At 73.7% G+C, this 12,659-nt stretch carries 9 protein-coding genes; 7 read left to right on the top strand and 2 right to left on the bottom strand.

The window, feature by feature from the left end; genetic code table 11:
- Window positions 1-143 precede the first annotated feature (143 nt).
- The 4 genes from OJ997_RS15005 to OJ997_RS14990 all read left to right on the top strand — a co-directional run bounded on the left by OJ997_RS15005 (window position 144) and on the right by OJ997_RS14990 (window position 4,174).
- Window positions 144-1,511, top strand: a complete 1,368-nt coding sequence (locus tag OJ997_RS15005; protein ID WP_270025966.1) for a helix-turn-helix transcriptional regulator — start codon at window positions 144-146, stop codon at window positions 1,509-1,511.
- A gap of 70 nt (window positions 1,512-1,581) precedes the next feature.
- On the top strand, window positions 1,582-2,178 hold the full coding sequence (locus OJ997_RS15000; protein WP_270025965.1) for a hypothetical protein: 597 nt from the start codon (window positions 1,582-1,584) through the stop codon (window positions 2,176-2,178).
- Complete coding sequence (locus OJ997_RS14995; RefSeq protein WP_270025964.1) at window positions 2,175-3,605, top strand: DHA2 family efflux MFS transporter permease subunit; 1,431 nt, start codon at window positions 2,175-2,177, stop codon at window positions 3,603-3,605. Before OJ997_RS15000 ends, OJ997_RS14995 begins: the two co-directional genes overlap by 4 nt.
- Window positions 3,606-3,628: 23 nt before the next feature.
- Window positions 3,629-4,174 (top strand): hypothetical protein, encoded by a 546-nt coding sequence (locus tag OJ997_RS14990; RefSeq protein ID WP_270025963.1) that lies wholly within the window; start codon window positions 3,629-3,631, stop codon window positions 4,172-4,174.
- Here the strand turns inward: OJ997_RS14990 and OJ997_RS14985 are convergent.
- Together OJ997_RS14985 and OJ997_RS14980 are read right to left on the bottom strand one after the other, a co-directional pair.
- Window positions 4,167-4,625 carry a hypothetical protein gene (locus OJ997_RS14985; RefSeq protein WP_270025962.1) on the bottom strand — a complete coding sequence of 153 codons (459 nt, stop codon included), beginning with the start codon at window positions 4,623-4,625 and terminating at the stop codon, window positions 4,167-4,169. The genes OJ997_RS14990 and OJ997_RS14985 overlap by 8 nt on opposite strands.
- A 2-nt stretch (window positions 4,626-4,627) precedes the next feature.
- Window positions 4,628-7,960 carry an EAL domain-containing protein gene (locus OJ997_RS14980; RefSeq protein ID WP_270025961.1) on the bottom strand — a complete coding sequence of 1,111 codons (3,333 nt, stop codon included), beginning with the start codon at window positions 7,958-7,960 and terminating at the stop codon, window positions 4,628-4,630.
- A 278-nt stretch (window positions 7,961-8,238) separates the two neighbouring features.
- Between OJ997_RS14980 and OJ997_RS14975 the strand changes: the two genes are divergently transcribed.
- From OJ997_RS14975 to OJ997_RS14965, 3 genes are read left to right on the top strand one after another with little or no spacing between them, the layout of a single operon-like run.
- Window positions 8,239-9,741 (top strand): S8 family serine peptidase, encoded by a 1,503-nt coding sequence (locus OJ997_RS14975; RefSeq protein WP_270025960.1) that lies wholly within the window; start codon window positions 8,239-8,241, stop codon window positions 9,739-9,741.
- Window positions 9,702-11,456, top strand: coding sequence for a diguanylate cyclase domain-containing protein (locus tag OJ997_RS14970; protein ID WP_270025959.1), 1,755 nt, complete (start codon window positions 9,702-9,704; stop codon window positions 11,454-11,456). Before OJ997_RS14975 ends, OJ997_RS14970 begins: the two co-directional genes overlap by 40 nt.
- A 36-nt stretch (window positions 11,457-11,492) precedes the next feature.
- Window positions 11,493-12,653, top strand: coding sequence for a sensor domain-containing phosphodiesterase (locus OJ997_RS14965; RefSeq protein ID WP_270025958.1), 1,161 nt, complete (start codon window positions 11,493-11,495; stop codon window positions 12,651-12,653).
- The last annotated feature ends 6 nt before the right edge of the window (window positions 12,654-12,659 follow it).

The following is a 12,659-nucleotide window of genomic DNA, read 5'->3' as shown; positions in this document are numbered from 1 at the left end:
GCGCCACCCGTGTAGGTGATCTTGTAGAGGCCCGCGTTGTTGCGGGTCGAGAAGAAGCCCTCGTAGACCTGCACGGCGACGCGCCGCCCGGCCCCGGGCGCGACACGCGCGACCTCGCCGGCGCGCGGCTCGAGGCCGCGCTCGTGCTCGCGCAGGCGCACATCCTGCGCAACCGGCACGCGGACGCGGAGGCCGTGCTCGCCGCGGTCGAGGACGAGGCCGCGGCGGTCGGGCATCCCGACGCCAACGACTACGTGCGCCGGCGCCTGTGGGTCCTCAACTGGGCGCTGCACGACACGGCCGCGGCCGCCGCGCTGCTCGACCGCGCGGCGTCGTGGGCCGGCGCGGAGATGATCGCGCGGATGCGGGCCGCGCTCGACCCGTTCGCGTCGCCGGCGTCCGTCCCGGCGTCATTGCCGGACGAGGCGCGGGGCCTGCTGCACGCGCAGCGCGCGGTCGCCCTCCTGCTGGCGGGCCAGGCCGACGAGGCGGCCGCGCTCACGCGCACGTTCACCCCGCCCGTGCCGCTCCGGCACCTCGGGGACGCGGCGATGCTCGCCGCGCACACGGCCGTCGCGCTGGAGAGCGGCGACGACTGGCCCGCGCTCCAGACCTACGCCGGCCGCGTGCTGCGCGACGGCGTCCGCGGCAGCGACCACGAGGCCGCGGGGCTCGCCGCCCTCACGCTCGCCCGCCTCGCCTACGTCCAGGGCCGCGAGAAGGACACCGCGCGCTGGCTCGCGGAGGCCGAGATCCACCTTGCGCGGCGCGACTCGTTCGGCGCGTCCGTCGCGCTCGAGGCGACCGCGATCGCCATCGCCGACTTCGACGCCGCCACCGCGCGGCTGGCCGCGCTCCACGCCCGCGTGGACTCACGCACGCTGCTCCCCACGCAGGTCCCGCACCTCAAGCGCGCCGAAGGCTGGGTGCTGCGGAGGCGCAACGGCCCCGAGGCCGCGCGCTTCCTGCTCGCCGCCGCCGAGGAGTCGACCTCGCCCACGTTCGCCGCCGTCCTCGCGTACGAGGCGCTGCGGGCGGGCGCGAACGTGGCCCCGCTCCTCGAAGCGCTCGGGGCCCGCTCACGGCTGATCGACGCGTACAGAGCCCACGCGCAGGCTCGGGCGACGAACGACGGCGCGGCACTCCTCGACGCCGCCGAGACGTTCGCGACGATCGGGGCGCTCCGTTACGCCGTCGAAGCCGCGACCGAAGCCGCGGCGGCGTACGTCCGCGACGGCCGCCGGGACTCCGCTCGCCGCGCGGCCGCCCGTGCCCGGGAGCTCCACGTCCCCGACCAGGGCGTCGAGCCGCCCCACGTCGACGGGCTGGACACGGCGGCGATCGAGCTCACCGTGCGCGAGCAGCAGGTCACGCGGCTCGTCGCGGAAGGGCTCAGCAACGCGGAGATCGCCGACCGGCTCGTGCTCTCCGTGCGCACGGTGGAGACGCACGTCTACCGCAGCCTGCAGAAGCTCGGGCTCAACGACCGTCGCGAGCTGCACGGTACGTAGGTACGTACTCACGCGATTACGTAATGCGCTACTGACGACCGGAGGGCCGAACGGCGGGAGATTGCCTCCCATGACCTCCTCCCCCTCGCCTCGGAGCCCCGGCATCTTCTTCGCGTTGATCCCGTGGGTCGCCTTCTCCCTCCTCGTCCACTACGCCAGCGTGGACGTGGCCGCCGTCGTCGCGTTGATCGCGTCGGTCGGCGTCGCCCTCCCCGGCATCGTCACCCGCCGCCCGAAGATCCTCGAGCTCGGCGCCGTCGTCGCGTTCGTGGGCATCACCGTCGTCGCCTTCGCGGCCGACGCCAACACCGCTGATGAGCTCGGCCGCTACGGCCGCGGGATCGCCGCCGCGCTGCTGGCCGTGATCGCGTTCGGCTCGCTGCTGTTCACCCCGTTCACCGAGCAGTACGCCCGTGAGTCCGTCCCGGAGGCCTACTGGTCCTCGCCGCGCTTCAAGGCGCTCAACCGCTCCCTGACCGCGATGTGGGGCGGCGTGTTCGCCGCCATGGTCCCGCTGCACATCATCGCCGGCTCGATCGACACGCAGCGCTCGAACCTGATCTTCAACTGGGCGCTGCCCGTCGCGCTCGTGATCTGGGCCTCCAAGCGCACGAGCGCGATGGCCGACGCGAACGACGGCAACGCCGCCACCCCGGTGGCCGCATGAGCGCCGCGGCCGTCCTTCCCCGCACCGCGGCGCCTTCCTCGCGCCGCTGGTGGGTGCTCGCCACGATGACGGGCTCGCTGTCGATGATCATGATCGACCAGACCGTCGTCTCCGTCGCGCTGCCGACGATGCAGCACGACCTCGGGCTCTCGACCGCGGGCGTGCAGTGGGTCGTCAACGCGTACCTGCTGCTGCTCGCCGTGTTCGTCGCGCTCGGCGGGCGGGTCGCGGACCTGCTCGGCGCCGAGCGCACGTTCCGCGCCGGCTCCGCGCTGTTCTTCCTCGCCTCCGCGTTCTGCGGCGTCGCGAGCAACGAGCGCGAGATCCTGATCGCGCGCGGCCTGCAGGGCATCGGCGCGGCGATGATGATCCCGTCGACCGGCGCGTTGCTGATCAACGCGTTCGACGCCCGCGAGCGTGGCAAGGCGATGGGCATCTACACCGGCGTCTCGATGGTCTTCCTCGCGCTCGGCCCGCTCATCGGCGGCCTGCTCACCCAGGGCGTCAGCTGGCGCGCGGTGTTCTTCATCAACCTCCCGATCGGCCTCGCGACGCTCGTCGCCGCCCACTACACGCTCCCCAAGCGCCCGCGTCAGAAGATCCCCGCGCACGCGATCGACTGGGTCGGCATCCCGCTCCTGATCGTCGGCCTCGGCACGCTGGTTCTCGGGCTCATGCAGGGCCAGACCTGGGGCTGGGGATCGCCCGCGGTGATCGCGCTGCTCGCCGCCGCCGCGGTGCTCATCCCGGCCTTCCTGTTCTGGGAGACGAAGGCGCCCGCGCCACTCGTCGAGCTCAAGCTCTACCGCCTGCGCAACTTCGGCCCGAACTCGCTGATCCTCGCGGGCGTGCAGTTCGCGCTCGTCGGCGCGTCGGTGTTCGGCGCCGTGTGGTCGCAGCAGGTGCTCGGCTTCAGCGCGATCCACGCCGGCGTCGCGATGCTGCCGCTGACGATCCCGTTGCTGCTCGTCGCGCCCCAGGCCGGCCGCCTGTACGACAAGATCGGCCCGCGCCCGCTGCTCGTCATCGGCTCGCTGCTGATCGGCGCCGGCCTCGCCTGGCTCGCCTACCACCTGCCCGCGCACGACTACGACCGGCTGATCCCCGGCTACATCGTGATGGGCGTGGGCATCGGCATGACGATCTCCCCCGCCACCACCGACGCCCTCGGCGCCGCGAACCCGCGTGAGCGCAGCCAGGCGAGCGGCATCGTCCAGACCGTCCGCCAGGTCGGCGGCGTGATCGGCATCGCCGTGCTCGGCGCGATCGTCGCGCACGTCTCGCTCGTCGCGCCGACCGCTTCGGTTGCGCAGCACGTCGCGGCGGGTACCGATGGTGTTGCCGATGCCTACTGGACCGGAGCCGCGGTGATGGTGCTGATGGCCTGCGTGGCCCTCCTCACCGTGCGCCGGCGCGAGGAGGCCTGACGCCCCGCCTTGCGTTCATCGCCGTGCTGCTGATCGCCGGCCTGCTCGTGTTCCTGCACTGGGCGGTCGGCAACGTCACCTGCGGCTGGGACACGTCCTACTGCGCCGAGAGCGCCGAGAAGGACACGACCTACCAGGGCGTGCTCGAGACGCGCGACGGACGCGTGCTCGCCGACACCGACTTCACCGTGCGGTTCGAGTCGCGGGTCGGCGAGCCGGACGTCGGCGGCTTCTCGACCGACGCCGACGGCCGCTACTGCCTGATGTGGGCGAGCGAGCCCGTCTCGCCGGGCGCCTACGTGGGCGACGAGTATGTCAACCGCCTGGAGCGCCTCGGCGAGGACGACGTCCCCGTCGAGCCGTGCCAGACCAGCGACGCGAGCCTCCCCTGGAACCGCACCGAGGAGGTCACGCGGACGCCGCAGTTCCTCGCCGCGTTCATCCCCGGCGGGCTCGCGATCCTGGTCCTGCTCGTGGGCGTGTTCCGTCCCACGCGAGCGCTCTTCGCGCTCGGCTCCGTGCTGACCGCCGCGACGTTCGCGCTGCTCGGCGTCCTCTGGTTCATGTGAGCGGCAGGTCGACGCCGCACACGAACCAGCCGTCCTTGACCACGTTCAGCGTGCCGCAGGCGTCGCAGCGGCGGAACGTGAACGCCGCCGTGTACTCGCCCGGGTGGGAGACGCCGAGCGCGTCGAGCGCCTCGGCGACCACCGGCCACGACGCCGGCTCAGGGCAGTAGCCCGTCGACTGGTTGGTCGCGCCGACCACCTCGGCCCCGTCGAAGAACAGCTCTCCGGCCGCGAGCACGTCCGCGCCCTCCACGCACGCCACGTGCTCGGAGCTGCGTGGCGCGAGCCGCAGCGTGCCGTCGACGCCGACCACGAACGTCGCCGGGATCGTGCCGTCCGGCTCGCGCTCGTCCGCCGCGTCCAGCCAGCTCACGAGCGCCGCGTGCGTGCTGATCGCCGTGCCGGTGCCCGACAGCGCGCGCAGCTCGTCCGGGCCTACGTAGCGATACATCACTAGGTGTCCGCGCGCTCCTCGAGCACGGTGTGGCTCAGGCGGACGAGCAGGCGGCGCGCGTCGAGCAGGTCGGCCTGGCTCGCCCGGCGCTCTCGCAGCTCGCGCAGCCACGCGTCGCGGGCACGCTCGAGGAACTGGTGGCGCTCGAGCAGGCCGGCGCCCGCGTAGTCGGCCTGCGCGATCAGGCGTTGCGTGGCTTCGAGCGCGCCCTCGTAGCGGCCGCTCTGCGCCGAGGTGAGCAGCGCCGTGACCCAGGCGGACAGCAGGCCGGAGGCGGCGTCGGAGGCGAACCAGCCGGGGCGGCCGGGGCGGTAGATCGACGCCGCGACCGCCGTGACGAGGTCGCCGCGGTGCTCGAGCAGCTCGGCGAGCACGGCGAGTGGGCGCGTCGGGAACTCGACCACGCGCAGGCTGCCGCGCGGGCGTGAGGCGGTCTGCTGGGAGAGCCGGCGCACCTCGGAGACCGGGAAGCGGCGGTGGCCGCCGGGCGTGCGGATCGCCTCGATGCGGTCGGCGTCGGCCCAGCGGCGCAGCGTGCTGGCCGAGACGCCGAGCGCTTCGGCGGCCTCGCTCAGCGGCACCGTCGCCCCGCCCCCGCCGCTGGAGCGGTCCTCGTCGCGCTCGTGGTCCGGGCCCGGGTCGAGCGTCCAGCGCAGGCGCTCGGGCGGCAGGCCCTGGCGGAGCAGCGCGCCGATCACCTCGGCCGGCGCGGGCCGGGCCAGGCCGAAGCCCTGCGCGACGTCGCAGTCCATGCCCGCGAGCCAGGAGGCCTGCTCGAGCGTCTCGACGCCCTCGGCGAGCACCGCGATGTCGAGCGCGCTGGCCATGCTGAGGATCGCGCGGAGCATCGCGCGGTCGCTCTCGTCGCCGGGCAGGCCGGCGATGAACGAGCGGTCGACCTTCAGGCCGTGCAGGGGGAAGCGCTTGACGTAGTTCAGCGACGAGTAGCCCGTCCCGAAGTCGTCGAGCAGCAGCTTCACGCCGAGGGAATGCAGCGTCTGCAGGATCGCGGCGGGTGAGGTCGTCTCCGCCATCAGCACGGTCTCGGTCAGCTCGAGCGCGAGCATGCTCGGCGGGATGCCCGAGCGCCGCAGCGTCGCCGCGACCTCGTCCGTCAACCCGGGCACGGCGAGCTGGCGGCCCGAGAGGTTGACCGACATGTAGATCGGCTCGAGCTCGGAGTCGCTGTGCCAGCGCGCGAGCTGGCGGCAGGCCTCCTCGAGCACCCACGAGCCGATCGGGACGATCAGCCCCGTCTCCTCCGCGACAGGGATGAACTCGGCGGGCGAGATCATCCCGCGCTCCGGATGCTGCCAGCGCACGAGCGCCTCGACGCCGACGATCCGCCGCTGCTGGAGCGAGACGAGCGGCTGGTAGTGCAGGACGAGCTGCTGCTGGTCGAGCGCGTGCCGCAGGTCCTGCTCGAGCTCGAGCCGCTGCACGACCCGCCGGCGCATGGCCAGGTCGAACAGCTCGTAAGCGGTGCCGGTGCGCTCCTTCGCGCGATGCATCGCGGTGTCGGCGTCCCGCGTGAGCGACTGCGCGTTCGCCTCGCTCCCCTTCGCGAGCGAGATGCCGAGGCTCGCCGTGACGTGCAGCGTGCGCTCCCCGATCACGATCGGCGCGTCGAACGCGCGCATCAGCCGCCGCACGACCGCGAGCGCCCCACGCTCGTCGCCGACGGCCTCGCACAGCACGCCGAACTCGTCGCCGCCGATCCGCGCGAGCGAGTCGTTCGCGCGCAGCGCCTCGGCCAGGCGGTCGGCGACGGCCCGGATGAGCTCGTCGCCCGTGCCGTGCCCGAACGTCTCGTTGACGTCGGTGAAGCGGTTGATGTCGACCGCGATCACCGCGAGCGCCGTCTGCTCGCGCGCGGCCTTGCGCACGGCGTGCGCGACCCGGTCGCCGAACAGGGTGCGGTTCGGCAGCCCGGTCAGCGGGTCCAGCAGCGCGCGGCGGCGCGCGCCCGCCTCGGCCTCACGCCGTTCCTCGGCCGCGGCGAGCAGGTGCGCGGCGGCTTCCACGAACGCGAGCTCCTCGCGCAGCAGCGTGTCGTCGCCGGCGCGGCTGAAGACGGCCAGCCACGCCGTCCGCGGCACGATCGGCGCGACGACCGCCGCGCGCACCCCGCGCTCGAGCCAGGCGACCGGCAGCTCGCGCGTGGCGAGCGCGACCGGCGCGTCCGGCAGCACTGCGCCGACCTCGAACCCGGACGCGCCCGCGACCACGTGCAGGGTGCCGTCGGGCGTCGTGCCCAGCACGCAGGCCGCGTCGACCTCGAGGGCCTCGACCAGTGCCGGCAGCGCGCTCGCCATCAGCCCCTTCCAGCTCGTCTCCTCGACGGCGCGGCGGCCGATCGCGGCGAGCGCGCGCTGGCAGCGCGCGTGATGCTCGAGCCGCTCCTGGTCACGGAGCGCGGCCGAGACGTCGACGATCTGGCAGACGCCGTACAGGGGCGTACCGGTGCGGTCGCGGACGAGCGACAGGGACATCCGGCACGGGATCGGCGCACCCGAGGCGGGCAGCACCCGCAGGTCGATCGTCACGGCCTCCGGCCGGCCGTCGCCGAGCAGCTCCTCCACCGCCGCGCGCAGGGCGGCGCGGTCGTCGGGGTGCGCGAACTGGGCCGGCTCCGTGTGGGTGAGAAGCCCTTCCACGGTCGTGGCGAGCAGCGTCGCGAGCTGCGGGTTGCACTCGATGATGCCGGCGCCCGGCCCGAGCGAGAACAGCGACAGCGCCACCGGCGCGTGGCGGAAGGCGGACGCGAACCGCTGCTTGGACAGCTCCAGCTCCCGGGCGATCCGCGCCTCGGCCGCGGCGCGCGCCTCGAGCTCCCACGCGAGCCGCTCGTGCTCGACGACGTCCGTCGCCGCCGCGGCGAGCCTCTCGAGCGCCTCCAGGTCATGGCGCTTGAAGCGCTCGCCGCCGTGCCGCCCCGCGATCAACCCACCGATGACGTGCCCGTCACGGCCGCGAACCGAGGTGATCACCACTGAGTCAAGCCCCGTCCGCGTCGCGTAGCTCGCCGGTGAGCCGAGCCAGTGGTCGAGTTGCTGCGGCGTGCCGGACGCGACGGCCGACCCGCCGGCCTCCAGGAGGTTGAAGATGCGCCGGCCACCGAAGCCGGTCGTCTCACCGAAGAACTCCTCGAAGTGCGCCATGACGTCGAGGTCGGGGTGGAAGCCGGCGACCGCCACGAAGGTCTTGCGCACGTCGGACCGGAGGAAGATCGCGCTCCCGGACCCAAAGCGCTGACCGACCTGGCGCGCCAACGCTCCAAGGCCCTGCGCCTCCTTCACGACACCGTCGTCCATGTTCAGTACGCCTTCCATGCGTTTCAGCGCAGCGCAATGCCCGGCTGAGCGGCGAACCATGTGTGGAGTTGATCCGGTCATCCCGGATTGGCGGCGACGCCCCGTCAGATGGTGGAATCGGGGGAGGGGTGGCAGTTTTCCGGCCACCGCTCAAAAACTCTCACCGGCAGGCCAAACCTACCACGGCACTGTCAAAGCTCACGCGCAGACTTTCAGTCGCTCACCCCCTCGGCGGCGCTGACGACGGACTCGGATGGGTCGGCATGGATGACCGGCCCGCCCCGAAGGAGACCTCAGTGAGCCAAGCTTTCAGCCGCCGGATGCGACCGGCGCTCGTCACCGGCCTCGCGGCGCTCACCGCCCTCGTGTCGGTAGAGCGAGCGCAAGCCGCCACCACCTCAGTGATCGTCATGCAGGAGGCCGGCGTCTCGGCCGAGTCGGCCGTCCGCGCGGCGGGCGGCCAGGTCGAGCATCGCCTGCCGACCATCGACGCATTCACGGCGACCGTGCCCGCCGAGGCGCTCGCGCCGCTGCGCGCCGAGCCCGGCGTCCGTGCCGTCGTCGTCGACACGCCGCTGCGCCTCAGCGAGGCCGACGGCGCGGACGCCGACGCCGGTGTGCGCATGAGCCTCGTCCGCCAGGCGGTCGGCGCCGTCGACACTGCTACCGGCGCCGGGGTCGGCGTCGCGCTGATCGACTCGGGCGTGACCGCGGTACCGGGCCTCGCCACGAGCAACGTGGTGGTCGGCCCCGACTTCTCGTCCGAGGCCCGCGACCCGGACCTCGCGCGCCGTGACGGCTTCGGCCACGGCACGCACCTCGCGGGCGTGATCGCCGGCCAGGACGCGGCGACCGGGTTCGCCGGCCTCGCGCCGGGCGCGCGGCTCGTCAGCGTCAAAGTCGCCGACCACGAGGGTGCGACGGCGCTGTCGTCCGTCCTCGCCGGCATCGACTGGACCGTGCGCAACGCCCAGCGTCCCGAGCTCGGGATCCGCGTGCTGAACCTCGCGTTCGGCGCGGACACGCCCGGCAACTACCGCGTCGACCCGCTCGCCGCGGCCGTCGAGGTCGCCTGGCAGCGCGGGATCGTGGTCGTCACCTCCGCCGGCAACGGCGGGCCGACGACCACCGCGCTCGACAGCCCGGCGTTCGACCCGTACGTGATCGCGGTCGGCGCCGACGACACGCTCGACACGCCCGCCCCGGCCGACGACCGGATCGCGGACTTCTCGAGCCGCGGCAGCGCGCAGCGTGCGCCGGACGTGATCGCGCCGGGCGTCGGCATCGTCTCCCTGCGCGTCCCGGGCGGCGTGCTCGACGAGGCGTTCCCGCAGGCACGGATCGGTGAGACGTCGTTCCGCGGGAGCGGCACCTCGCAGGCCGCGGCGGTCGTGACGGGCGCCGTCGCGCGCCTGCTGCAGGTGCGCCCGCAGCTCAAGCCGGACGAGATCAAGGCCGTGCTGAAGGCGAGCGCGACGCCGCTCGCGGGCGTCGACCCGAGGCTCCAGGGCGCCGGGTTGATCAACCTGCAGACGGCGGTGGGCGCCCCGGCGGTCAACGCCGACCAGCGCTGGCCGCGGTCCCTCGGCGGGTTCTTCGCGGGGCGGATCGGCGTGCAGTTCGCGGTCGAGAACGACCGGCCCAACGGCGGCCGCTGGCGCGCTTCGCGCTGGACCGCGTCCCGCTGGACCGCTTCGCGCTGGACGGCGTCCCGCTGGACCGCGTCGCGCTGGACGGCCTCGCGCTGGACCGCGTCGCGTTGGACCGCATCCCGCTGGACGACGTCGCTCTGGGGCTGATGCTCCGCTCGCTCCGCACCGACGCGCGGGTCTGGCTGCTCAACGCCGGCCTGCTCGCCCTCGCCGCGCCCGCGTGCGTGGCGCTGGCGGGCCTGCCGGCGGCGACGGCCGGCCCGGCGCTGCCGTGGTGGCTGCTCGTGGCCGTGTTCGCGCTCGCCGAGGCGTGCGTCGTGCACTTCCACTTCCGCCGCGGCGCGCACTCGTTCACGCTGGCGGAGATCCCGCTGGTCGTCGGGCTGAGCTTCGTCTCGCCGCTCGCGGTCGTCCTCGCCTGGGCGACCGGGGCGGCGCTGGCGCTCGCGCTCGGGCGGCTGCGGCCGGTGCGGCTCGTGTTCAACGTCGCGCTGTTCCTGCTCGCGGGCTCCGCGGCCGCGGCCGTGCTGCACGCGCTCGCGGGACCGGAGGCGTCACGGCTGTGGGTGTGGATCGGCGTGTACGTGGGCGTGCTCGCGGCGTCGGTCACCTCGGTCGCGGCGATCGCGCTGGCGATGGTGCTGTCGGGTGAGCGGATCACGCCGCGCCGGCTCGCCGCGATGCTGGCGTCCTCGTGCCCGATGGCCGCGGCCGCCGCTTCCCTCGGGCTCGCGCTCGCGGCGGTGCTGGCCGCCGACGTGTGGGCGGCGGTCACGCTGCTCCCGGTCGCCGGCGCGCTGCTGGTCTCCTACCGCGCGTACAGCATCGAGCGCGGGCGGCACATGAGCCTCGAGCTGCTGCACGACGCGGCGCGCGTGCTCGCGCGCACGCCGGACCCGCAGCTCGGGCTCGCGGGTGTGCTCGCGCGGTCGCTGGACGCGTTCCAGGCGGAGGCCGCCGAGGCGCTGCTGATCGGCGAGGAGGAGCTCGCGCACGTGTCCGTCTCCCTGGACGGGCACGTGGGGACCAGCTCGCTGGAAGCGCCCGACCTTGCGGCCGAGCTGCGCGCGCTCGGCCCGCACGCGACCGTCACCCCCGCCGGCGCAGAGGGCGCGCTGGGCGAGCACCTGCGCGAGCAGGGCTTCGCCGGGGCGATGGTCGCACCGCTGGCCGGCGACGACGGTGCTCTGGGAGCGCTGCTCGTCGCCGGCTCCGGCTTCGACCGCGCGGACCGGCGTCTGTTCGAGACGCTCGCCCAGCAGTCCGGCTCGATGCTGGGCCGTGACCGGCTGGGGCGCGAGGTGCGCGAGCTGCAGGTGCTGCGCGACGAGCTCGAGCACCGGGCGTTCCACGACCCGCTGACCGGGCTCGCGAACCGCATGCTGTTCACGGACCGCCTGCGTCACGCGCTCACCCGCCGGCAGGGCGCGGCCGCCGTGATCTACATCGATCTCGACGACTTCAAGCCGATCAACGACACGCATGGCCACGAGGCGGGTGACGCGGTGCTGCGCGCCGTCGGCGAACGCCTCGACCAGGCGCTGCGCAGCGAGGACACGCCCGCCCGTCTGGGTGGGGACGAGTTCGCGGTGCTGCTGCTCGACGTGGGTGAGCGCGAGGCGCTGATCGTCGCCGAGCGACTGCTCAAGGCGCTGCGGGCGCCGGTGCCCTTCGAGGGGCGCGAGGTGGCCGTGGGCGCGAGCCTGGGCCTGGCCCTGGCGCCCAGCGGCACGGTCGACGGCGACGAGCTGCTGCGCCGTGCGGACGCCGCCATGTACGTCACCAAGCACGGCGGCAAGCGTGGTGTGAGCGTGCATGACACCACTCAAAACTTCCACTCCGGCGACAAAACCGCCAACTGATCCTGACCATTCCACGAAGTGCCGAGGCATCACGACATGTCAGCAACGTTGATCCCGCCCCCGGCGGCGGAGGCCAGGCCAGAGGCATCCGTGTTCTGGCGCCTGTCGAGCGATCTCCTGTGCATTGCCGACCAAGACGGTCGACTGCTGGACGCCAACCCGGCGTGGGAGCTTCTGCTCGGCTACTCCCGCGAGGAGCTCTCCAAGCTCGGGCTCCTCGACCTGATCCATAGCGACGACCACGAAGAGGCGCGCGTGCACTTCCGGGCGCACACGACCGGCACGGCCGGCGCGTGGGCCGAGGTGGAGCCGCTCGAGGTGCGCTGCCGGCGCGCCGACGGCACGTTCCGGTGGCTGCGCTGGACGGGCTACGCCGACGGCGAGCGGATCTACGCCGCCGGCACCGACGTCACCGAGCGCAAGTCACGGGCGATGCAGGTCCAGCGCGAACGCGAGTCGGCGCTCTGGTACGGGCGCTGCCTCGAGGCGCTCGACGACGACCGCTTCGAACTGCACGCGCAGCCGATCGTGGACGTCGTGACCGGCCTGACGGTGCAACACGAGCTGCTGATCCGCATGCGGGACCGCAACGGTGCGCTCGTGCCGCCCGGGCTCTTCCTGCCGGCGGCCGAGCAGCACGGGATCATCGCCGAGATCGACCGCTGGGTGATCACGCAGGCCGCGCGGATCGCGCGCGCCGGCCACCCCGTCGAGATCAACCTGTCGGCGCACTCGCTCGGCGATCCGAGCCTGTACGGGTTCGTTGCGCGCCAGCTCGCCGCGGTCGGCGCGGAGCCGTCGCTGATCGTGTTCGAGATCACCGAGACGGCGCTGCTCAAGGACGAGGCGGCGGCGTGCGTGTTCGTCGAGCGCGTCAAGCGCCTCGGCTGCCGCGTCGCGCTCGACGACTTCGGGACGGGCTACGGCGGCTTCACCTACCTGAAGCGGCTGCCCGTGGACTACCTGAAGATCGACATCGACTTCGTGCGCGACCTGCCGCAGAACCCGGCCAGCCAGCACGTCGTGCGCGCGGTGGTCTCGCTCGCGCGCGGGTTCGGCCAGAAGACCGTCGCCGAGGGCGTGGAAGACGCGGAGACGCTCGCGCTGCTGTGCGAGCTCGGCGTCGACTACGGCCAGGGCTACCACATCGGGCGGCCCGCGCCGCTCTCCGACACGCTCCGCTACAGCGCCCGCTGATGCGTT

The sequence above is a fragment of the Solirubrobacter phytolaccae genome (assembly GCF_027587195.1).
GTDB classification, from domain to species: domain Bacteria; phylum Actinomycetota; class Thermoleophilia; order Solirubrobacterales; family Solirubrobacteraceae; genus Solirubrobacter; species Solirubrobacter phytolaccae.
The sequence above is the reverse complement of the archived record's forward strand: the minus strand, read 5'-3'. Positions and strand labels throughout refer to the sequence as shown.